Origin of the sequence: Mycobacteroides immunogenum (assembly GCF_001605725.1) — a bacterium.
In the GTDB taxonomy this organism is placed as follows: domain Bacteria; phylum Actinomycetota; class Actinomycetes; order Mycobacteriales; family Mycobacteriaceae; genus Mycobacterium; species Mycobacterium immunogenum.
Map to the genome: position 1 here is coordinate 631,531 of NZ_CP011530.1, position 21,348 is coordinate 652,878.

Consider the following 21,348-nt stretch of genomic DNA (forward strand, 5'->3'; position numbering starts at 1 on the left):
CACTAGCCGATGTCACCGGCTTGGATTGCCCGTGTCGTCCATGGCACGCTGTCCGTCGTGACCTGCGAACAGGATCAGGCATGCGGCGAGCAATATTGCGGCGACGTGAAGTCGGTGCTGCTCACCGAGGAGCAGATTCGTGCCAAGACGCTGGAGCTCGGCGCCGCCATCGGCGAGAAGTATCGGGACATCCCGGGTGACCTGCTGCTGGTGACCGTGCTCAAGGGTGCCGTCATGTTTGTCTCGGATCTGGCCCGCGCCATTCCGATCCCCACCCAGATGGAGTTCATGGCCGTCAGCTCGTACGGCTCGGCAACCTCGTCGTCCGGGGTGGTGCGCATCCTGAAGGACCTGGATCGGGACATCCAGAACCTCGATGTTCTGATCGTGGAGGACATCATTGATTCCGGGCTGACCCTGAGTTGGCTCATGCGCAACCTCGCCTCACGCGGGCCGCGCTCGCTCAACGTCGTCTCGCTGCTGCGCAAGCCCGAGGCCAAGAAGGTCGACATCGACGTGGCCCTCGTCGGATTCGAGATTCCCAATGAGTTCGTCGTCGGTTACGGACTCGACTACGGCGAGCGTTACCGCGATCTGCCCTTCATCGGCACCCTGCACCCACGCGTCTACACCGACTAGGTCAGCTCCCACACCACGGTGATCTGCGCGCTGACGGTCTGCTGACCGGCCTCGACGGGCGGCCCGCCGGCGGCCCGCAACATCGCGAATTCGGCCCGCGGATGCGCAGCGGCGCCACCAACGGTCTCATCGATACGCAGCACCTTGCCCAGAGTTTCGCCCGCGAGCGCGGCATACTGCTCCGCCCTGGTCCTCGCGTCCGCGAACGCCCGCTCTCTGGCCTGCGTGGCGAGGTCGCTGCTGTCCTGTAGATCGAAGCTCACGCCGGACAGCTGGGCCGCCTCGCCGCCCGCGGTCACCGCCTTGTCCAGGACATCGGAGACCTTCGAGAGGTCGCGGACGGTGATCCGCACCGAGTTGTCGGCCGCATAGCCGGTGATCCGGTTGCCATCGAACTGCGGGTGCACCGACATCCACGCGGTGCGGACATCCTCGGCCGCCACCCCGGCGTCGAGCACCGCGTCGATGACCGCGCGCGCCTTCGCCTTCACCTCACCCATCACTCCGGCAATGCGGCGCGACCGCACCGATACCCCGACGGTCGCCATGAACACGTCGGGGCTGCCGCTGGCCTCACCCTGGCCGACAACGGTGACGTCACCCATGGCCTAGTTCAGCTCCCAGATGACGCTCACCTGGAAGGTCACCGTCTGCTGTCCCGGCTCCAGCGGCGGCGCGAACGAGGCGTCCGCCTGCATCGGGGCCCGCTTGCCCATCATCGGTGCGGGCGGAGGCACCGAGCCATGGGATTCGTCGATACGCAGCACCTTGCCCAACGTGGAGCCCGACAGGCCTGCGTACTGCTCGGCACGGGCCTTGGCGTCGTTGAAGGCACGTTCGCGCGCACCCTTCATCAGGTCGGCGTCGTTGTCGAGATCGAAGCTGACGCTGGACAGCCTGGCGGCATCGCCGCCGGCCTGCACGGCCTTGTCCAGAACCTCTGAGGCCTTCTTGAGATCACGGACGTTGATGCGTACCGAGTTGGTGGCGTTGTAGCCGGTGATGCGGGCGGGTCCGCCCTGCGGGTACGTCTGCTCGGGCTGGATGGACAGCTCGTTGGTCTGCACATCCTCGCGGGCGACCCCGGCCCCGACCACAGCGTCGATCACGGCTTGTGCCTTCTCGCTCGCCTGTGACAGCGCGCCGGATACGTCCTTGGCGGTCACCGATACGCCGACGTCGGCGCGGAGCACATCCGGTGCGCCCTTGACTTCGCCCTTGCCGACGACGGTCACGTTGCGCGTCGATTCCGGGCTGCCGGTGGAATCGTCACCGCAACCGGCGAGCAGTACCGCCATGGCCGCGGCGCCGGCGATGGCGGTTGTCCGGGTCAGCGCTTTTCGTGTTAACGCTCGCATGTGGTCACTTCCTGTCCTCCCCGACCTTTCATGGCACCACCAAGATCTTGCAGTGGCGTTCTGGATCACCGAGATCGGCAAATGCCGATCCAACGTCTTCCAGACCTACCTCACCGGTGACGAGTGGCGCAACGTCGATCTCACCGTGTGCGATTCGCCGCAGTGTTTCGGAGAACTCGGCTGGGTCGTAGGCGAGCACGAATTGCACCGCAACTTCCTTGGCGATCCCGAAATAGGGGGTGATGGCATCGGGCTCCATACAGACGCCCACTACCACCACGCGTGCGCTGTGTGGAGCGTCGCGCAACACCTCGTTGAGGATGCCCGGTACCCCGACGGCCTCGAAGATCACCGGCGCACCCGTGCCGACCCGGGACCAGGCTTCGAAGGTCGGCTCGATCTTGGGGTCGACAACCTGGTGCGCGCCCATGCGCCGCGCCAGATCGCGCCGGGCGGGGGAGTAATCGGCGGCGACGATCGGCTCGATACCCAGGTTGTGCAGGGCCGCGATCACGGCGATGCCGACGGGGCCACATCCGATGACGATCGCTCCGGTGCCCGGCTGGATCGCCGACTTGTTGACGGCATGCAGGCCGACCGCCATTGGTTCGGTGAGGGCGGCGAGCCGCGGATCGAGGCCGTTGGGGATGGGCAGCAGCAATGGCGCGCTCAGCAGCATATGTTCGGCATAGCCGCCGAGGGTGCTGTTGCTATAGACGATGGGTTTGAGGCCTTTGGCGGACAACAGGATTGGAATCGAGGTCACCGCGGTGCCGGGGGCCGGTGCCTGCGTATCAGGGCCGGCCTCGATCACCTCGGCCGCGAACTCATGCCCCATGAAGACGTCGGCAGCCAAGTCGACGCCGTCGGTGAGGCTGGGCATACCCGCCATCTGTTTGGACAGTTCGATGGCCTGTGCGCCGTGTTTGGCGAAATGCAGATCGGATCCGCAGATGCCGCATGCGGATACCTTGACCAGCACCTGACCCGCACCGGGCACCGGCTCGGGTAGGTCGTCGCGATAGACCATGGCGCCGTTGCGCAACACCGATGCCCGCATCAGCTCGAGGCCTTCTGTGCCCGGTCGTGCTGATGTTCGCCGATGGCCTTGGCGACCGCGTCGCTCGCACGCCCCAGCAGCTCACCCCGCTTGGCCTGGGCCCAGTCGTGAGAGGCCCGGGCGGCGGTGAGCTGACCGCTGAAGTGTGGAATCACCTTGCGTGCGAACAGTTCATAGGACTTGTAGGTGGCTTCCGGTGATGCCCAATCGTGGCCCAGCATGAGGAAGGTGCCGAATCCGCCGGACTTGTCGAGCAGGTCCTGGATGTACTCGATGGCGTCATCGGGTGTTCCGATACAGCAGTTCCCTTCATCCACATAGGCCTTGACGAATTCGTACGGGTCGACGGTGCCGTCGGCGCCGTCCGTACTGTTGGCCAGCGGCAGCACCCCAACCGCCCCGAAGTAGTGCGCGTAGTCGGGCAGTCCGTAGGTGCAGTCCGCGATGGCCTGTTCGCGTGTCTCGGCCAGGTGCATGATGCCGAGCACTCGCCAGCTGGATCGGTCCGGTTCGGGGTGACCGTGGATCTCCGCCTGCTCTCGGACCACTTCCCATGCGTTCTCCAGGGCGGCGAATCCGCCCGGGATGGACGCCGACAAGGACAGCAGTCCGGCGCCCAGCTTGCCGGCCAATCGCGGCCCGGAGGGTGAGAACATGGCTGCGGTAAGGATTTCCGGATATGGGTGGGTATAGGGACGTAGTTGTAGTTGCGCGTCCCGGAGCGTGAACCAGGATGTTTCGCGGCTGATGCGTTCCTCCGGTGCCGCGCGCAGCAGTGCCAGGATCGCCTCCAGAGACTCTTCCTGCATCTGTCGCTGGTCTACCGGATCGATCCCCATCATGTACGCGTCGGTGGGCAGCGCACCCGGTCCGGTGCCGAATATGACGCGGCCCCTGGTGATGTGGTCCAACAGAATCCAGCGATCTACCACCATCAGCGGGTGGTGATACGGCAGTGACACCACGCCGGTGCCCAGCCTGATGTGTTTGGTGCGCTCGGCCGCGGTGGCTATGAAAACCTCCGGGCAGGAAATCAATTCGTATCCGCCGGAGTGGTGTTCGCCGAACCAGGCCTCGTGGTACCCGAGGCGGTCCAGCGCAACTACTCGATCTAGGTCGTATTCCAATGCGGTGGTTGGGTTTTGGCCGACAGGATGAAACGGCGTGATGAAAGCGCCAAAGCGCAGGGGTGCCGTGGACATCAGTGCGCGACCTCCCGAAGGAATTCCAGCAGCGCGGTATTGACCTCGTTCGGACGTTCTTGCTGAATCCAGTGCCCGGCACCTTCGATGAGGAGATCTCCCCGGTTGTCGGTGCGGTATTTCACGCTGCCGGCATGGTCGGTGAATCCGAGTACCGGATCGGCGGCACCCGCGATGAACAGGGAGGGCACTACCACCTGCGCACCCGCGAGACGCTCGGTGAGGGCCCAGTTGCGGTCGAAGTTCCGGTACCAATTCAGGCCGCCGGTGAAGCCGGTGCGGGTGAATTCTGCGATGTAGTGGTCCAATTCGGCCTGGCTTAGCCAGTCGGGAAGCTCGTTGGGGTTGGGCATGCGCTCTACGAATCCGGCGGGCCCGGGTGCGATCATCGCGGCGCCGTCAATGCGGGCCATGCCCGCCATCATGCGACGTATGGTGGCGGCCGGATCGCGGTTGAGGTCGGCGTCGGCGACTCCTGGCTCCTGGAAGTACAGGATGTAGAAGAAGTTCTCGCCAAACAATTTGTGCCATGCCTGGGTGGGAGGTACCTGGCTGCGCCGGGTGAAGGGCACCGACAGGCCGACAACTCCGCTGACACGTTCGGGGACCGCGAGCGCGGTGTGCCAGGTGACGACGGCGCCCCAGTCGTGCCCGACGAATGTCGCCTTCCCGGCGCCCACTTCGTCGAGGATTCCGAGCAGATCGTCGGAGAGCGCCTCGATGTTGTAGTCATCGATATGCGCGGGCACGCTCGATCTGCCGTAACCCCGTTGATCGGGGGCGATGACGTGGTATCCGGCAGCTGCCAGCGCCGGGATCTGGTGGCGCCAGGAATATGCCAGCTCGGGGAAACCGTGGGACAGAACGACTGCCGGCTGTCCGGGTTCACCTGCCTCGACTATGCGCAGGTGCACGCCGTTTGTGGCGATGTCACGTTCCCGGATATCCACAGCAGCATCGGTCATGAGCGCATTCTCACCTTCCGAGGGTGGTCAACAGCCTTGTCGTCGCGCGTTGTGCTTGCCACTAAACCACAACGCGCAATCGCCGACTAGAGACTGTGATCGTCGGCCACACTGAGGCCATGGAATTCACCGCCACCGAGATCGCGGCGGCGGTGCGTGCTGGTGTGCTGGACCCGGTTGCCGTGGTAAAGCAGTCGCTTGCCCGAATTGCTGAGCGGGACAAAGAGATTTGCGCATTTGTCAGGGTAAGGGTCGATGCCGCCATGCGTGAGGCGCAGCAGCTGGCGGGTCGGGATGATTTAGCCCGATTGCCCATGGCGGGTGTGCCGGTCGCGATCAAGGACGTGATCCCGGTCGCCGGCGAGCCCATGCGGATCGGTTCAGCGGCCACCTCGGCAGAGCCGCGGTCGCATGATCACCCGCTGATCACCAGGCTGCGGCAGGCGGGAGCCATCATCCTGGGGCTCACCGCGGTACCGGAGTTGTCGTTGTGGCCCACCACGGACGGTGCACATGGAATCACCAAGAACCCGTGGGCAACCGGGCGAACCGCGGGCGGTTCTTCGGGTGGCTCCGCCGCCGCCGTCGCGGCCGCGATGGTGCCCGTAGCCGTCGGATCGGATGGATTCGGTTCCCTGCGGGTACCGGCGGCCTGCTGTGGGCTGGTGGCGCTCAAGCCGGGGATCGGAGTAGTCCCCGCGGAGCTGGGCGCGACATCCTGGGGTGGCGTCGGGGTCAACGGCCCGATTGCGGCGACTGTCGCCGACACCGCTCTATTGTTCTCGGTACTGGCCGATGATCCCCGGCTCGCGGTGGTGGACGTACCGCGCTCACTGCGTGTGGTGTTACCCGACAACGAGCCGGTTCCGCATGTGTGGGCCGATGATGCCGCGCGCAGGGCGGTAGTGGCCGTGCGCGAGACGTTGACGGATGTCGGACACTTCACGACGGCTGCGCGCTTGCCCTATCCGCGTAACCTGATGCCCGTCTTCGCGCGTTGGTTCAGCACTCCGGCGGCCGACGTCGAAGCGTCGGTGGCGGACCCCCAGGCCTTGCAGCGCCGGAACATTCGGCATCTGCGGTTGGGGCGGCGGCTGCGGAACCGGGTGTCGGGTGAACAGATCGCGGAGGCCGCGCGGCAGGCGGAGCAGTTCTTCGACGATCACGCCGCCGATGTCGTGATGACCCCCACTTCGCCGCGAATGCCGGTGAAGGCCGTCGCCTGGTCGCAGCGCGGCTGGCTGGCGAATGTGGCAGCCGCGTCGATGTCGACCACCTATACCCCGTTCTGGAGCATGGCAGGCTGGCCGGCCGTCACTATTCCGGCAGGTATCCATCCCATCTCGGGAACCCCAGTGGGTGTTCAATGTGCCGCGCGGCCCGGTGGCGAGGCGCTGCTACTCGCGCTCGCGGGTCAGCTGGAACGGCACCGGCCCTGGGCGCGCAGGCCCGCGCGTTACACGTAGACACCGTCGGGCAGACAAACAGAGCGCCACCGTCCGTGGCGGCGGTGGCGCCCTGCACCGGGCAGGGGTCAGGGGATGACCACCCGGTTCACGTGGTGTGCGAGTGAGATGTCGAGGGGTCCGCACACCACGTTTGATTATGTTGCGAACGTTCGTAATCAGAATATTAGACACTCCGATAAACTTGTCAACGACGGAGTTTTTCGGCGCGGCGCCCGCGAAACCCGGAATTTCCGGCTGCTTCGTGAAGTTCCGCGGCAGTGTGAAAGCCGTTGGTTTTACCCGGTTTGGTGATCCCGACGTGCTTCGGGAGCTCGACCTTCCGGACGAGGAAGCCGGACCTGGCCAGATACGGGTGCAGGTGCGGTACTCGGGTGTGAATCCGTCCGACACCTTGAGGCGCAGCGGCTGCTCGAGGCAGGTGGCCTGCGCGGTCGAATTGTGTTGAAGTGGTGAGTATTCAGGCCGCAACCGGGCCGCCGACAAGGATCCGTTCGTAGTTCCAGGGGGTGGGCGGCTTGATGGATGGAGGCGTCCACTCGGTGGTCCACCTGCCCTGCGGGTGAGCCACCTCGACGGGGCTGACGCCGAGAATCGATTGTGCCTCCCGGTAGGGAAGTTCAAGTAGCTCTTCCCAAGGGGCGGCCATCAGCAGATCGGCGCGACGGCCGCGCTCGACTGCCTGGCGGTAGTAGCGGAGTTTGAATGGCACCGCGGCGCCGGGCAAGGTGAGGGCTCCGAACAGCCCGAGCTTCTCCAAGGGGCCCGCCGGCTCCATTTGTCCGCAATGGAATCCGATATTGGCCATTTCGCCCGCGATATCCGGGCCGTAGCCGCCGATGGTGTGGAACATGTGGCTCTATTGCCATGAATGTGGGTCGGGTGGGGTGTGCTATGTCTCGCGTGGCGGAGTGGTCTGGGCGCACGGGTAGCTCATAGGTTCGAAAGCTCCTACACCTCGTACCAAGGAGCTTGCCCGTGCGCGCGACCACTTTACTCAACCGTGTCCTCGACCTGCCGAAGACCACGGTCCGCGACGTCGAGTGCGGCGACAAGGTGACGGTGTGGGTGCGCCCGCAACAGCGGGTGATGTCCTGTCCGCATTGCGATTTCCGTACCCGGCACCGCTACGACACACGGATGGTGGATTCGGCGTGGCGGCACCTGGACCTCAGTGGGCGGGTATGTGTGCTCAAACTGCGGCGACGTCGGTTGCGCTGCCCCGAGCACGGTGTCCTGGCCGAGTCAGTGCCGTTCGCGCGGCCGGGATCGGGGTTCACCCGCGACTTCGAGGACCTTGCGGTCTGGCTGGCCGCCAAGTGTGACAAGAAGACGGTGTCGACGTTCTGCCGCGTCACGTGGCGCACCGTCGGGGCGATGTGTTCGCGCGTCGTGGCCGAGAAACTGGACCCCGACCGGCTGGCCGGGCTGGTCGACATCGGCGTCGATGAGATCTCCTGGCGCAAGCACCACAAGTATTTGACTTTGGTGTCCGACCACGACACCGGCACAATCGTGTGGGGTGCGCCGGGCAAGAAGGCAGCCACTCTCGACGCGTTCTTCACCGCGGCCCTACCCGCCGATGGCGCGAAGAAGATCGAGGCCGTGTCGATGGACCTCGGGCCGGCATTCGCGAAATCCGTTCGCGCACATGCCCCGCAGGCGGTGATCTGCTTCGATCCGTTCCATGTCGTCAAACTAGCCACCGACGCCCTCGACGACGTTCGCCGTCAGGTATGGCAGTCCGCGCGCAAACTGTCGGACAAGCAGATCGCCAAAACCTACAAGGGAGCCCGCTGGGCGCTGCTGAAGAACCCCGAATCCCTCACCGACACACAGAAAGCCACCCTCGCCCAGCTCAAACGCGAGGGCGGCGCACTGGTCCGCGCCTACGAACTGAAGGAATCGCTGCGGGCGGTGTTCGCCGGGGATCTTGACGCCGACACCGTCACCGACATGCTCGGGAAATGGTGCTCATGGGCGCAGCGGTGCCGGATCCCGCAGTTCGTCAAGGTCGGCCGAACCATCAACAAACACCTCGATGGCATCCAAGCCGCGGTGGAGCGCGGACTGGCCAACGGCCGCCACGAAGGGCTCAACAACAAGGTCCGGTTGATCATCCGCAGGGCCTACGGCTTCCACAACGCCGAGAACGCGCTCGCCATGATCATGCTCGTCTGCGGACCGGTGACCCTCGAACTCCCATACCACACATGAGGTCATCCACATTCATGGCAATAGAGCCGAACATGTCGTGCAGCGCGGTACCCCGAATGATCATGTAGTAGAAGTCGTCGTCCCAGTTGTTCTTTTCGGCAATGGGTCTGATGATGCTCGATTCGCCGAACACGCCGGCGTCCAGCTTGTTGGTGTTCAGGAACGAGAGATATGCGTGCCCCAGGCTGCCGAACGGCAGCGAGCCCAGGTACTCCACGTCGTTCAGTACGGAGAGCAGATCCGGTTTGTGCTTGAACAGCTTCCGGCCGTTCGGGTGGGACCGCACCTGGTAGTAGGCCCGTGCGAAGACGGGTGCTTCCATGCCGAGAAACGCCTCGTAGATATCGCCGTGGTGTTTGGCGTCGATCAGCATGCGCCAGGCCCGCAGCCATGGGGTCCACGTCGCACGGTCGGGTACCACGCCGTCGGGATTAGAGTATTTGGCCAGGTTGGTAGGCATACGGCTAATAATAGACACATCAAACAAAGTGTCAATATATTGTTTGAGGAGGCAGTGAGGGGATGGCTCGCAAGAGTGAGGGCGAGGGCAAGGCTCCCCGTGGCCGTGGCAGGCCACCGGGCGGTGGGAATACCGCACAACAGGCGCAGGCGCAGCTGCTCGATGCCGCGGAGCGCCTGTTCATCGCACGCGGATACGGCGCGTCCACGATGGAAGCCATTGCGCGGGAAGCTGGGTACAGCCGGGCCGTGGTGTATCGGCACTTCCGGAACCGCGACGATTTGATGGATGCCCTGGTGGTTCGCGCGACGATGAGCGAGATCAGCAACATGATCGGACGCCTGATGGCTCTGAACGGCCTGGCCGAGATCATTCCCGAATCAATGGTGATCGTTTCGGTGGAGGTCGGCGCCAATCCGCTTTTGCGGGTGCTTGCCGACCGCGATGATCACGGCACGGTAGCCTCACTAATTGTCAATGCCCCCAACCTTATTGATCTATTGACGTCCTTGTACGCGGGCGTCTTCAGTACCAGGATAACCGAGGTACGTCAGGGTGTTCGGCCCGAGGACGCGGCGCGCTACGTGCTATCCGTCGCACTGTCCCTGCTGCTCGGACTGATACCGGGCACCGACAATCCCGAGCAGGTTCGGCGCTATGTAAGGGTTTTCGTGCTGCCCACCCTGCTGGCGAACCCGCCGGAGCCGGAAGCGGTCTTCGTCTAGCGGGCCGCGGTCCTCGCCTTGATGAGGTCGATCACGATGTTGGGGATCTCGTCCGCGTTGCGTGCGACTCGGCTGCCCGCGCCCGGCGTGGCATCCGAAATCTGTTTGAGCACAGCGGCATCGGCGTCATCGGTGATACCGAGGGTGATCAGGACGACAGGGCGTGCCGGGTCCTGTTCCTTCTTCAATGTCGCGAGCAGCTGGTCCAGCGTCAGGCCGTTGGGTTTTTCGTTGGATCCGTCGGTGATGATCACCACGCTGTTGATGTAGTGCGGGTCGTACGTCGACTGCACCTTGCGGAATGCCGCGAGCGTGGTGTCGTACAGACCCGTCCCGCCGCCGACGAGTGCGTCCAGGCCGTGGCCTTCATCGGCCAGCAGCTGACGTTGGGCCTTATCGCCCACCTTCTCGCTGAGCGTGCGGATCGGCAGTAACTCCTTCCAGTCCTGGCCCGGGCCGCCCTTGTCGATGGAGAAAGCCCACAGGCCTATCTGCGCGTTCTCGGGGAACAGCGGCAAACCGTTGTCGATGGCCTGGCTCAGCAGGCCGACCCGGGTGGTCGGCCCGGCGGAGAACTTCATTGAGCCTGACACATCCAGCACGGCAAGCATCCGGGACGGCAAGGCCAGCACCGCGTATCGGCGCATCGCCGCGTCGAATGCCGTCAGGTCGTTGACGGTGAGGGTGTCCACCACGCCTACTCCGGCACCCGGCAACGGGGCGAAGTCCGGTCCGCGGAATCCCGTGTGCGCCAGGGCTTCCTTGCCGTCGTCACCGGAGAGGCGTTCGGCGAGTACCTCGCCCGCGCGTTTGGCGTCGGCATGCCGGTCGTTGGCCGATTCGGTTACCGCGATCGGATAGTTCAGGGTCGGTGCGCCCGTTGTGGGGACCACGGCGGTGAGCTTGGTATCCAGATGTTTGGCGTTGTAGTCCACCAGCTGTTGTTCGGTCGAGACCGCCAGGCCGCCGGTTTTGGCGACCTCGCCCAGGCGTTCCTCGGCGCTGCCCTGCTTGGTGTTGGTCAGCTGTGCCTGTGCGATGGGAACGAGCGCCGCGGTGATCGCGCTGGGATCGCTCTTCCCCTGCTCGGCCTCGGCGAGCGCGCCCAGCACGGGAGCGGCCGAGACGGAGTCCTCCAGCGGATTGCCGATCCGCAGGCCTGGCTGTTTCAGCACGGCCAGCCACGAGTCCAATACCGGTGCCTCACCTTGCCTGGCCACCACCACGACCGGAGTGCGGGCCACCGACTGGCTTGCCGAATCCAGCGCGGACCCGGTGGCACGCAGCTGTCTGGCCAGCCACACCGACGAATCGGGCAGCCACAGTGCCGGTGCTGCACCGGGCTTGCCGATGGTCGCGGCCGTTGCGGCGGAGGGCTTCGGCGTCACGGTGAATTTCGCGCAACCGAGTTCTTTGGCGCTGGCGCCGTCGATCGCTGCCGCTATCGCGGGCGCGATGGTCGGGTCGGCGGCAACGGTGAAGGTCTCGACGTCCCCGCATCGTTCGGACAGCTTCTTGTAGGCGAAAAAACCGGCTCCGCCGAGCAGGAGGAGGGCGACGACTACCAATGTGACCCATCTGGGCAGACGTGACCCAGCCGAGCGTTGTTGTTTTCGGCGATTGCGTTCACTGTGGCGACCAGGCATGACTAGACCTCTTCGTTCTCGGGGGCACGCAGACCTGGTGCCCGCGTCGTGAGGCTCGGGCGATAGTACCGTGAACAAGATCACTGTCTGGAGGCCTGAGCAGGCAGTTGGCGTTCATCAAGGGGGATCTATGCGGGCACTGGTGGGGCTGGTGCTGTGCGCGCTGTTAGCTGGGTGTTCGCTCGATTTCGGCCCGACGGGGGTGGAGGTGCCGGTGGCGGAAGCCGAGGCATTCGGCCGGATAGGCATTCCCACCGGAGTGCAGGTGCTCAGGGTGCGGATGGATCACGGTATCGACACCTCATATCGGGTCGTGCTGCGCGCCAATGAGTCAGATGTGCGGACGATGCTGCGGAATTCGGTGTTCACCGCACCATTCCGGCCGGTGCCGGATCCCTCCACTCTGATGGTCATCGCAGGTCCGCCGATGTCGAGTGCCACCAACGTGAAGCAGGCACAAGATCATGTCGAGAATCCGTGGGTGTACCGCGACATCGTTCAGGACACCAGGTCGCCCGAGGAGGTTTACCTGCACATCAACCTGTTCACCACGTGACTGTGCGTACCGTCCGGGGCCTACCTTCGTTTTCACCCTGGGCGTAGTGCGCGCCACAGAAGCGAACATGCAGGTGAGGTAGCCTGAGGGTTCTTGATGAATACCTATATGGCTTCCTATCGCCTGCCCCATGACTACGGAAGGACCGGGCCGCTGACCGCGGCCGACGCTGTATGAACCGGACAAACGTGTTTCGCACCCTGGGCGTCATCGTGGTGGTGCTGCTACTGGGGTGGTCGTTCTTCTACTTCAGCGACGACACCCGCGGTTACAAGCCCGTGGACACCACGGTCGCGATCAAGCAGATCGACACCGACAACGTCAAGAGCGCCCGCATCGACGACCGCGAGCAACAGCTGCGGTTGGACCTGAAGGCTGCCAACGGCGATACCGAGGGTAAAGACAAGGTCATCACCAAGTACCCCACGGGGTACGGAGTGCCGCTGCTGGAAAAGCTGAACGGCAAGGGCGCGACAGTCAGCACCACAGTGAACCAGGGCAGCATCCTGGGATCGCTGCTGCTGTACCTGCTGCCGGTGATCCTGTTGGTGGTGCTGTTCTTCGCCTTCAGTCGCATGCAGTCCGGTGGCCGGGGCATGGGCTTCGGTTTCGGTAAATCGCGCGCCAAGCAGCTGTCCAAGGACATGCCCAAGACCACCTTTGCCGATGTGGCTGGGGTCGATGAGGCGGTCGAGGAGCTCTACGAGATCAAGGACTTCCTGCAGAACCCGTCGCGGTACCAGGCGCTCGGCGCCAAGATCCCGCGCGGTGTGCTGCTCTACGGTCCTCCGGGCACGGGTAAGACCCTGCTGGCCCGCGCTGTCGCCGGTGAGGCAGGAGTGCCGTTCTTCACCATCTCTGGCTCTGATTTCGTGGAAATGTTTGTGGGCGTTGGTGCTTCACGCGTGCGTGACCTGTTCGAGCAGGCCAAGCAGAACAGCCCCTGCATCATTTTCGTGGACGAGATCGACGCCGTCGGCCGCCAGCGCGGCGCCGGCCTGGGCGGCGGACACGACGAGCGCGAGCAGACCTTGAACCAGCTGCTGGTGGAGATGGACGGTTTCGGTGATCGTCAGGGCGTCATCCTGATCGCGGCCACCAACCGCCCTGACATCCTGGATCCAGCGCTGTTGCGCCCCGGCCGTTTTGACCGGCAGATCCCCGTCTCCAGCCCCGACCTGGCCGGCCGTAAGGCGGTGCTCAAGGTTCATTCGGCGGGCAAGCCTTTCGGGCCCGATGTCGACTTCGACGGTCTGGCCAAGCGCACTGTCGGTATGTCCGGCGCCGACCTCGCCAATGTTATTAACGAGGCCGCGTTGCTCACCGCTCGCGAGAACGGCACCGTGATCACGGCTGCCGCGCTCGAGGAATCGGTCGACAGGGTGGTGGGCGGTCCGCGTCGTAAGGGCCGCATCATCAGCGAGCACGAGAAGAAGATCACCGCGTACCACGAGGCCGGGCACACGCTGGCCGCCTGGGCCATGCCCGATATCGAGCGTGTCTACAAGGTCACCATCTTGGCGCGTGGCCGTACCGGCGGGCACGCCATCGCCGTCCCCGAAGACGACAAGGGGCTGGCCACCAGGTCGGAGATGATCGCGCAGCTGGTCTTCGCGATGGGCGGCCGGGCGGCCGAGGAACTCGTATTCCGGGAGCCGACCACCGGTGCGGTCTCCGATATCGAGCAGGCCACCAAGAAGGCCCGCGCCATGGTCACCGAGTTCGGCATGAGCGCCAAGCTTGGTGCGGTGCGCTACGGCACCGAGCACGGCGACCCGTTCCTGGGCCGCACGATGGGCACGCAGGCCGACTACTCACATGAGGTTGCCCGCGAGATCGATGAGGAGGTACGTAATCTCATCGAGGCAGCGCACACCGAGGCCTGGGCCATCCTTACCGAGTACCGGGATGTGTTGGACACGCTGGCCGGTGCACTGCTGGAGAAGGAAACCGTGGTCCGCAAGGAACTCGAGGAAATCTTCTCCGGCGTGCAGCGCCGCCCGCGGTTGACGATGTTCGACGACTTCGGTGGCCGTATTCCGTCGGATAAGCCCCCCATCAAGACACCCGGTGAGCTTGCGATCGAACGCGGCGAACCCTGGCCCCCGCCGGTTCCCGAGCCCGCGTTCAAAAAGGCCATCGCCGAGCAGGCGGCCGCTGCGGCGCCGGCCAACGGTGCGCCGCAAGCGCCGGTCGCCCCGCATGGACACGTGCCCAACGGCCAAGCCGGGCAGCCGATTCCGCCAGGAACGAACTACGGTGCGCCAGCCGGATGGTATGCGCCTGGCTGGCCACCGCCGGGACAGGCTCCCTACCCGCAGCCGGGCTATCAGCCTTATCCGCCCCAGCCTTATCCCTATCCGGTGCCGACACCGCATCAGCAGCCGGGATCGGTTCCGGATGAGGGCAGCGAGAGCAAGAGCTGATATGAACTCGCCCGAGACGGCCGAGTACAACGGCCATCCGACCGGCCACGTCTTCGACCAGGCGCGCGCCGAGGCCGCGGTCCGTGAACTGCTCTACGCGGTCGGTGAAGACCCAGACCGGCAGGGGCTGGCGGATACCCCGGCCCGGGTGGCACGCGCCTATCGGGAGATATTCGCCGGGCTGTACACCGACCCGGACACCGTGCTGAACACGACTTTCGATGAACAGCACGACGAGCTGGTGCTGGTGAAGTCGATACCGATGTATTCGACATGCGAACATCACCTGGTGTCGTTCCACGGCGTCGCCCACGTCGGATACATCCCCGGTGAGCACGGCCGTGTCACCGGGTTGTCGAAAATCGCTCGCCTGGTTGACCTTTACGCGAAGCGGCCGCAGGTGCAGGAGCGCTTGACGGCGCAGATCGCCGATGCCTTGGTGCGCAAGCTGGAGCCACGCGGAGTGATTGTCGTAGTCGAAGCCGAGCATCTGTGTATGGCTATGCGGGGTGTGCGCAAACCGGGTGCGACGACCACCACGTCGGCCGTGCGGGGGCAGTTCAAACGTGATGCCGCGTCGCGGTCCGAGGTGCTCGATCTGATGATGAGGGCATGATCGCCGGCGTGACGGATACTCCCGCATTGACTCATATCCTGGGAGTCGTCAACGTTACCGACGACTCCTTCTCTGACGGTGGGCAATTCGTCAGGCAATCGGATGCGGTGGCGCACGGTTTGGCGCTCGCGTCCGCCGGCGCGGACATCATCGATGTCGGCGGCCAGTCGACCCGTCCGGGTGCGGCGTCGATCAGGCAGAAGATCGAGATGCAGCGCGTCATCCCGGTGATCAAAGAGCTTGCCAGTCATGGCATCAACGTCAGTGTTGACACCATGCGCGCGGAGGTCGCCGCCGCCGCGATCGATGCCGGCGCGAACATGGTCAACGATGTCTCGGGTGGCCGGTCCGATCCGGAGATGGCGCCGTTGATCGCCGAACGGGGCGTGCCCTGGATCCTGATGCACTGGCGTTCAAAGGACTTCATCCATACGCCGGCCGCCCGAAATTACCGTGACGTGGTTGCCGATGTGTCGCGCGAGCTGATGGAGTCGGTACAGGTCGCGGTGACCGCAGGGGTCGCGCCGGAGAAGCTCATCCTTGACCCAGGTCTTGGCTTCGCGAAGACCGCGCACCACAATTGGCTGCTGTTGCAAGCGATCCCCGACCTGCAAGAGCTGGGATACCCGATCTTGATCGGCGCGTCCCGCAAGCGGTTCCTGGGTGCGCTACTCACCGATCTCAACGGCGTGGAACGACCGCCCGACGGCCGAGAAACCGCGACGGCTGTCATCACCGCGCTCGGGGCGTTGCACGAGGTATGGGGCGTGCGGGTCCATGACGTGCGTGCTTCCATGGACGCGCTGAAGGTGGTGCGGGCCTGGGAAACCGGCGGGGCCGAAACCATCGAAGAGGACGAGGAAGAAGTTCTCGAGACAGCCTCGCCGGAACCGCTGCCCGCACCGGAATCCGCGCCGGTGGTCACCGCGCCGGATGAGGTGACCACCGAGGTGACGGTGCGCACGACCCGGCCCGAGCCCAGCAAGACCGCCGGTGGCAAGTGGCGCCGCGAGGTTGCGCAGCGTGGTGCGAAGGGGGCAAAGAAATGACCGACCGTATCGAGCTGTGCGGACTGAAAGTCTTTGGTTACCACGGAGTTTTCGATCACGAGCGTCGCGATGGCCAGGAGTTCTCGGTGGATGTCACCGTGTGGATCGATCTGGACACCGCGGCAGCCACGGACCAGCTGACCGACACGCTTGACTACGGCGACCTGGCTCAGCGCGCGGCCGCGATCGTGGCCGGGCCACCGCGCAATCTCATCGAATCGGTGGCGGGTGCCATCGCCGACGATGTGATGACAGATTCGCGTGTGCACGCGGTGGAGGCAGTGGTGCACAAGCCCAATGCGCCCATTCCGTTGACATTCAGCGATGTGGCGGTGGTGGCCCGGCGTTCCCGGCGATCTCGAGCCGGGGCGCAGTAGCGGTGCGCGCCGTGCTGTCGATCGGATCGAATCTGGGCGAAAGGCTCGCGCACCTGCAAGCGGTGGTCGACGCGCTGGGCACGGATGTTGTGGGGATTTCCCCGGTGTATCAGACCGCTCCGTGGGGATCGGTTCCGCAGCCTGATTTCCTCAACGTCATCGTTATCGCCGACGGGCGTGAGCCCCTGGGGTGGCTCGCGACGGCGCATCGACTGGAACAGGCCGCCCAGCGCGTGCGCACGCAGCGGTGGGGGCCTCGCACCCTCGACGTCGATGTGATCAGTTGCCGGGAGATTGGCGCCAACGGCGAAATTCTCTCCGATGATCCGGATCTGACGTTGCCTCATCCACGTGCGCACCTACGCGCCTTTGTGCTGGTGCCGTGGCTGGCGTTGCAGCCTGATGCGGTGCTGACCGTCGAGGGCGAGATTCGTCCGGTTGCAGACTTGGTGGCCGGGCTCGACAGATCCGAACGCGAGAGCGCGCGACGGGTGGATGTCACCTTGAGCGATCCGGTGACGTAGTGGGAAGCACCCGAATCCGCGATCTGCTGGTCGCGGGGATTGTCACGGCGATCCTTGGTTACTTCTTTGTGTCGGCTGCCTACGGCTCGCTGCCGCCGATTCCTTTGCTCGCCGGCGTCTCCTTGCTGGTGCTGGCGATCGCGGAGGGGGTTTGGGCGTTCTATGTCCGCAACAAGGTCAATGACGGTCAGATCGGCGTTGGCACCGGGCTTTTGCCCGCGTTGGTCGTGGCGCGTTCGGTTGTGGTCGCGAAGGCCTCTGCGTGGCTCGGCACGCTGATGACCGGATGGTGGATGGCCATGCTTGTCTACGTCCTGCCGCGGCGCGCGCATCTCGCCGCGGCCGCGGCGGACACCCTCGGCGTGCTGATCGCGACCGGATGCGCGCTGGCACTTGTCGTCGCCGGACTGGGGCTCCAGCATTGCTGTAAGTCGCCGCCGGACCCGCCCGCGACTCCCGCGAGATAGCACCCCCGCATGTCGAATCGCCGATTCGAGGTCGGCCAGCACACTGCACTGTCCAGGTACAGTCACCTCCATGACCATGCCCACCCGAGCGGCTAAGCCCCGGCGCGGCAGCCGACGTCCCGGATGGGCGTTGCTGACCGCGTTGCTGGTGCTGGCGATCGGGTCCGGAATTGCGCTGGTTTTCACCGATAAGGCCATCTATTTACGCGTCGGCTTGTTGCTGGCGCTGTGGGCGGCGGTCATCGCGTCGTTCGCCGCGCTGACCTACCGGCGGCAGAGCGATACCGATCAGGCCAAGGTGCGCGATCAGAAACTCGTCTACGACCTGCAGCTGGACCGGGAGATCTCGGCGCGCCGTGAGTACGAGCTGACGGTGGAGAGCAGGCTGCGACAGCAGCTGGCCGGTGAGATCGAGGCGCAGGCAGCCGACGAAATCGCAACGCTGAGGGCCGAACTCGCTGCCCTGCGCACTAATCTGGAGATCCTCTTCAACACCGACCTCAGTGATCGCCCCGCGATCGAACACGATCCGATTCGCGCCCTGGGGCCCTGGCCCGGGGCGGAACCGCAGCCCGTCGCCAGCACCAACGCGGCCGCGTTCACGCATTCCGTGCGTGAGCAGGAACCCGCGCCCGCCGCCGAGTACCAGGACGTCACCGCGGTCGAAGAGGATGGCCGGACCTCGGAGTATCCGATCATTGACGTCGCCGAGGATCCTCACCACGTGGACGAGGACGCGGCGCCTCCGACACCGCCCTATCCGGCGCCGGCCTATTACGGAGCTGCTCAGCCTCACGAGCCCGAGCCGTATCAGCAGCCGGTGTCATCCGGGACGCATTGGCGTCCCCAGCCCGAACCGCATGTGGCGCAGCCGCCGGTGCCAGGCCCGGCGCAACAGTTCCCGCCGGTCCCCGAACCGTCTCAGCAACCGTATTGGGCGGCGCGTAGGACGGCTCGGGGGCCCAGTGTCCACCGCCGGTGGTCTCGGGTGCGGCCGGTGCTTGATGCCGTGAGGCAGATCCGGAGTGACGTCCCGCGACCGGCGGTTCGCCCTGATACTGGCTCGGTGGCGCGGCGGGCTCGTTGGAAGCCCAATTGCTACCCGCGGAAGGCCAGTGGTTACCGCCCGGAACCGCGGGTAGCAATTGGGCTTCCAACGAGCCCGCCGCGCCACCGAGCCAGTATCAGGGCGAACCGCCGGTCGCGGGACGTCACTCCGGATCTGCCTCACGGCATCAAGCACCGGCCGCACCCGAGACCACCGGCGGTGGACACTGGGCCCCCGAGCCGTCCTACGCGCCGCCGTCGGCACCCGAGCCACAGAGCTATCCGGAGGGCTCGGGCGGGCACCGGGCCCCGGAACCGGAGCCGGAGGAGAAGCGTGGAAAGCGCCGGGCTCCGGAACCTGAGGACCCCGAAGAAACGCACGGCCGGCGCCGCGCGGAGGACACCGGCGGCTTTTCGGTTGCTGATCTGCTGGGACGCATCCAGAGCGATTCTCCGGAGTCCGGTGGGGGCCGGCGCCGCCGCCGCGAGGACTGATCCGGCCGATTTCGTCATCGTGCGTGAAAGTGAGCAATCTAACGGCGCAGGCCTCTGCCGATAGCGCAGCCAGGGGATTACTCTGCTGGTGACCGTCCGGTACCTGTGGAGCAGGACTGGAACGTATCTAGTCTGCGAGGTGTCTCGTTCAGCATGCCTGAGGCTTTCACTGTCGATGGCCCCATAGACGGCTTTCGCCCCGCGCGCCTGGCCATCGGAATCATTTCCGCCGGTCGAGTGGGAACTGCCATGGGCGTCGCGCTGGAGGCTGCCGGTCACCCCGTCGTCGCCTGCAGTGCCGTGTCCGACGCCTCACGGCGACGTGCCGAACAGCGCCTGCCGGAAAGTCAGATTCTGCCCGCGCACGAAGTTGCACTGCGCGCCGAACTGCTGATTCTGGCGGTGCCGGATCACGAGTTATCGGCACTCGTCTCGGGGCTCGCCGCGACCGAATCGGTGCGGCCCGGAACGATCGTGGTTCATACCTCGGGCGCCAATGGCGTGGCGATCCTGGAGCCACTGACCGCCCTCGGATGCATGCCGCTGGCGATTCATCCGGCCATGACATTCGCCGGCGGCGATGAAGATATTGAGCGATTGCCCAACTCCTGCTTTGGAATCACCGCCGCCGATGAGACCGGCTACGCCATCGGCACGGCCCTGGTACTGGAGATCGGCGGTGAGCCGGTCCGGGTGCGCGAGGATGCCCGCACTCTCTATCACGCAGCCTTGGCGCATGGCAGCAATCATGTGGTGACGTTGGTGCTGGATGCGGTCGAGGCGTTACGTTCCGCGCTCTGGGGTCAGGAGTTGTTGGGGCAGGAGATAATTGGTGACGCGCCGGGCGGGCTGCCGGAACGGGTGTTGGCGCCGTTGGTGCGCGCGGCCGTCAACAACGCACTGGACCGCGGGCAGGCGGCGCTGACGGGACCGGTGGCGCGGGGTGACGGCGCAGCCGTCGGGCGTCACCTCGACGCGCTGGTCGAGGCAGATCCCGCATTGGCCGAGGCATACCGCGCCGACGCGCGGAGGACCGCGCAGCGCGCACACGCCCCCCGATCAGTTTTCGCCGCACTGGAACCCCGGACGAGATAAGGCACCGTGATGACGAGTTTGTATGGGCCGAAGGGTCCCAAGGGCTATCTGCAAGGGGAACTGACCGTTCATCATGATCCCGACACGATGTATGACGTGTCGAAAGCCTTGCGGCACACCGGCAGGCGGATCGTCTTGGTACCGACCATGGGTGCACTGCACGAGGGCCATCTGACGCTGGTGCGGCACGCCCGGAAGGTGCCGGGTGCCGTCGTGGTGGTTTCCATCTTCGTCAACCCTCTGCAGTTCGGTCCAGGTGAGGACCTTGAGGCCTATCCGCGCACGCTGGACTCCGATGTCGAGAAGTTGCGTGAGGAGGGCGTCGAGCTGGTGTTCGCCCCGAACGCGGAGGCCATGTATCCCCATGGTCAGCGCACCACGGTGCAGCCCGGACCGCTGGGTGCGGAGCTTGAGGGTGCTTCGCGTCCAACACATTTCGCAGGAATGCTGACGGTTGTCCTCAAGCTCTTGCAGATCGTGGCACCCGACCGCGCCTACTTCGGCGAGAAGGACTACCAGCAGCTGGTGCTGATCAGGCAGATGGTGGCCGATCTCAACATCAAGACGCGTATCGTCCCGATACCGATCGTCCGCGAGGCGGACGGACTGGCGATGTCCTCGCGCAATGTGTATCTCAGCGAAGAGCACCGCGAGCAAGCGGGCGCCTTGTCGGCGGCTCTGCTGGCCGGAATCTATTCCGCCTCCGGGGGTTGCGACGCGGCGCTGGACGCGGCCCGCGCCGTGCTCGACGAGGTTCCGGCGATCGAGGTCGATTATTTGGAGGTGCGCGGCGCCGACCTGGGGCCCGCGCCCGCGCAGGGACCCGGTCGCATGGTGGTGGCGGCCAAGTTGGGGAGCACCCGGTTGTTGGACAACGTGCCCCTGGAAATAGGCGGCGGAATCGGTACCCCCGGTGCTGCGGACCCTGACCACGAACTGCCCTGGCGAAACTAACTGG

Annotated in this window: 20 protein-coding genes and 2 pseudogenes; 14 read left to right on the plus strand and 8 right to left on the minus strand. The window is 65.2% G+C overall.

Annotation, left to right across the window (positions count from 1 at the left end; all coding sequences use genetic code 11):
* The first annotated feature begins 57 nt into the window (after window positions 1–57).
* Window positions 58–639, plus strand: a complete 582-nt coding sequence (hpt, locus tag ABG82_RS03205) for a hypoxanthine phosphoribosyltransferase (protein WP_043079538.1) — start codon at window positions 58–60, stop codon at window positions 637–639.
* Here hpt and ABG82_RS03210 read toward each other — a convergent pair.
* The 5 genes from ABG82_RS03210 to ABG82_RS03230 are packed head-to-tail and all read right to left on the minus strand — an operon-like array spanning window position 636 to window position 5,224.
* Window positions 636–1,244: an SIMPL domain-containing protein gene (locus ABG82_RS03210; protein WP_043079515.1), complete on the minus strand. Its 609-nt coding sequence runs from the start codon at window positions 1,242–1,244 to the stop codon at window positions 636–638. The genes hpt and ABG82_RS03210 overlap by 4 nt on opposite strands.
* A gap of 3 nt (window positions 1,245–1,247) precedes the next feature.
* Complete coding sequence (locus tag ABG82_RS03215; protein ID WP_043079516.1) at window positions 1,248–1,997, minus strand: SIMPL domain-containing protein; 750 nt, start codon at window positions 1,995–1,997, stop codon at window positions 1,248–1,250.
* Window positions 1,998–2,025: 28 nt separating this feature from the next.
* Entirely contained in the window at window positions 2,026–3,057 is a 1,032-nt protein-coding gene (locus ABG82_RS03220) for a zinc-binding dehydrogenase (RefSeq protein WP_043079517.1), read from the minus strand.
* The gene (locus ABG82_RS03225; protein WP_043079518.1) at window positions 3,057–4,259 is read right to left on the minus strand and encodes an LLM class flavin-dependent oxidoreductase; all 1,203 of its coding nucleotides are present in this window, start codon (window positions 4,257–4,259) and stop codon (window positions 3,057–3,059) included. The genes ABG82_RS03220 and ABG82_RS03225 overlap by 1 nt, the downstream gene beginning before the upstream one ends.
* Entirely contained in the window at window positions 4,259–5,224 is a 966-nt protein-coding gene (locus tag ABG82_RS03230) for an alpha/beta fold hydrolase (protein WP_043079519.1), read from the minus strand. The genes ABG82_RS03225 and ABG82_RS03230 overlap by 1 nt, the downstream gene beginning before the upstream one ends.
* Window positions 5,225–5,343: 119 nt before the next feature.
* On the opposite strand from ABG82_RS03230, the gene ABG82_RS03235 reads away from it, so the two are divergent.
* On the plus strand, window positions 5,344–6,690 hold the full coding sequence (locus ABG82_RS03235; protein ID WP_043079539.1) for an amidase: 1,347 nt from the start codon (window positions 5,344–5,346) through the stop codon (window positions 6,688–6,690).
* 460 nt (window positions 6,691–7,150) lie between these two features.
* On the opposite strand, the pseudogene ABG82_RS03245 reads toward ABG82_RS03235, so the two are convergent.
* A pseudogene (locus ABG82_RS03245) lies at window positions 7,151–7,543 on the minus strand (Coq4 family protein); the annotation flags it as partial.
* A 125-nt stretch (window positions 7,544–7,668) separates the two neighbouring features.
* Between ABG82_RS03245 and ABG82_RS03250 the strand changes: the two are divergent.
* Window positions 7,669–8,907, plus strand: coding sequence for an ISL3 family transposase (locus ABG82_RS03250; protein ID WP_043080596.1), 1,239 nt, complete (start codon window positions 7,669–7,671; stop codon window positions 8,905–8,907).
* Window positions 8,908–8,926: 19 nt separating this feature from the next.
* Here ABG82_RS03250 and ABG82_RS03255 read toward each other — a convergent pair.
* Window positions 8,927–9,367, minus strand: a pseudogene (locus tag ABG82_RS03255) (Coq4 family protein); the annotation flags it as partial.
* A gap of 62 nt (window positions 9,368–9,429) precedes the next feature.
* Here ABG82_RS03255 and ABG82_RS03260 point away from each other — a divergent pair.
* On the plus strand, window positions 9,430–10,092 hold the full coding sequence (locus tag ABG82_RS03260; protein ID WP_043079522.1) for a TetR/AcrR family transcriptional regulator: 663 nt from the start codon (window positions 9,430–9,432) through the stop codon (window positions 10,090–10,092).
* On the opposite strand, the gene ABG82_RS03265 is transcribed toward ABG82_RS03260, so the two are convergent.
* On the minus strand, window positions 10,089–11,738 hold the full coding sequence (locus ABG82_RS03265) for a substrate-binding domain-containing protein (RefSeq protein WP_043079523.1): 1,650 nt from the start codon (window positions 11,736–11,738) through the stop codon (window positions 10,089–10,091). The genes ABG82_RS03260 and ABG82_RS03265 overlap by 4 nt on opposite strands.
* A gap of 130 nt (window positions 11,739–11,868) precedes the next feature.
* Here ABG82_RS03265 and ABG82_RS03270 point away from each other — a divergent pair, with 130 nt between their 5' ends.
* From ABG82_RS03270 to panC, 10 genes are all read left to right on the plus strand, one after another.
* The gene (locus tag ABG82_RS03270; protein ID WP_043079524.1) at window positions 11,869–12,294 is read left to right on the plus strand and encodes a hypothetical protein; all 426 of its coding nucleotides are present in this window, start codon (window positions 11,869–11,871) and stop codon (window positions 12,292–12,294) included.
* A 173-nt stretch (window positions 12,295–12,467) separates the two neighbouring features.
* Window positions 12,468–14,720 (plus strand): ATP-dependent zinc metalloprotease FtsH, encoded by a 2,253-nt coding sequence (ftsH, locus tag ABG82_RS03275; protein ID WP_043079525.1) that lies wholly within the window; start codon window positions 12,468–12,470, stop codon window positions 14,718–14,720.
* A gap of 1 nt (window position 14,721) precedes the next feature.
* Window positions 14,722–15,336: a GTP cyclohydrolase I FolE gene (gene folE, locus ABG82_RS03280; RefSeq protein ID WP_043079526.1), complete on the plus strand. Its 615-nt coding sequence runs from the start codon at window positions 14,722–14,724 to the stop codon at window positions 15,334–15,336.
* On the plus strand, window positions 15,333–16,385 hold the full coding sequence (gene folP / locus ABG82_RS03285) for a dihydropteroate synthase (RefSeq protein ID WP_043079527.1): 1,053 nt from the start codon (window positions 15,333–15,335) through the stop codon (window positions 16,383–16,385). Before folE ends, folP begins: the two co-directional genes overlap by 4 nt.
* A complete protein-coding gene (gene folB / locus ABG82_RS03290; RefSeq protein ID WP_043079528.1) occupies window positions 16,382–16,762 on the plus strand; it encodes a dihydroneopterin aldolase in 381 nt (126 codons plus the stop codon). The genes folP and folB overlap by 4 nt, the downstream gene beginning before the upstream one ends.
* 11 nt (window positions 16,763–16,773) lie before the next feature.
* Window positions 16,774–17,286 carry a 2-amino-4-hydroxy-6-hydroxymethyldihydropteridine diphosphokinase gene (gene folK / locus ABG82_RS03295; RefSeq protein ID WP_162269184.1) on the plus strand — a complete coding sequence of 171 codons (513 nt, stop codon included), beginning with the start codon at window positions 16,774–16,776 and terminating at the stop codon, window positions 17,284–17,286.
* Entirely contained in the window at window positions 17,286–17,753 is a 468-nt protein-coding gene (locus ABG82_RS03300) for a DUF3180 domain-containing protein (RefSeq protein WP_043079530.1), read from the plus strand. The genes folK and ABG82_RS03300 overlap by 1 nt, the downstream gene beginning before the upstream one ends.
* Window positions 17,754–17,823: 70 nt before the next feature.
* The gene (locus tag ABG82_RS03305; RefSeq protein ID WP_235631180.1) at window positions 17,824–19,359 is read left to right on the plus strand and encodes a DUF6779 domain-containing protein; all 1,536 of its coding nucleotides are present in this window, start codon (window positions 17,824–17,826) and stop codon (window positions 19,357–19,359) included.
* 89 nt (window positions 19,360–19,448) lie between these two features.
* Window positions 19,449–20,390 carry a Rossmann-like and DUF2520 domain-containing protein gene (locus ABG82_RS03310; protein ID WP_043080513.1) on the plus strand — a complete coding sequence of 314 codons (942 nt, stop codon included), beginning with the start codon at window positions 19,449–19,451 and terminating at the stop codon, window positions 20,388–20,390.
* Window positions 20,391–20,399: 9 nt separating this feature from the next.
* The gene (panC, locus tag ABG82_RS03315; RefSeq protein ID WP_043080512.1) at window positions 20,400–21,344 is read left to right on the plus strand and encodes a pantoate--beta-alanine ligase; all 945 of its coding nucleotides are present in this window, start codon (window positions 20,400–20,402) and stop codon (window positions 21,342–21,344) included.
* Window positions 21,345–21,348 lie beyond the last annotated feature (4 nt).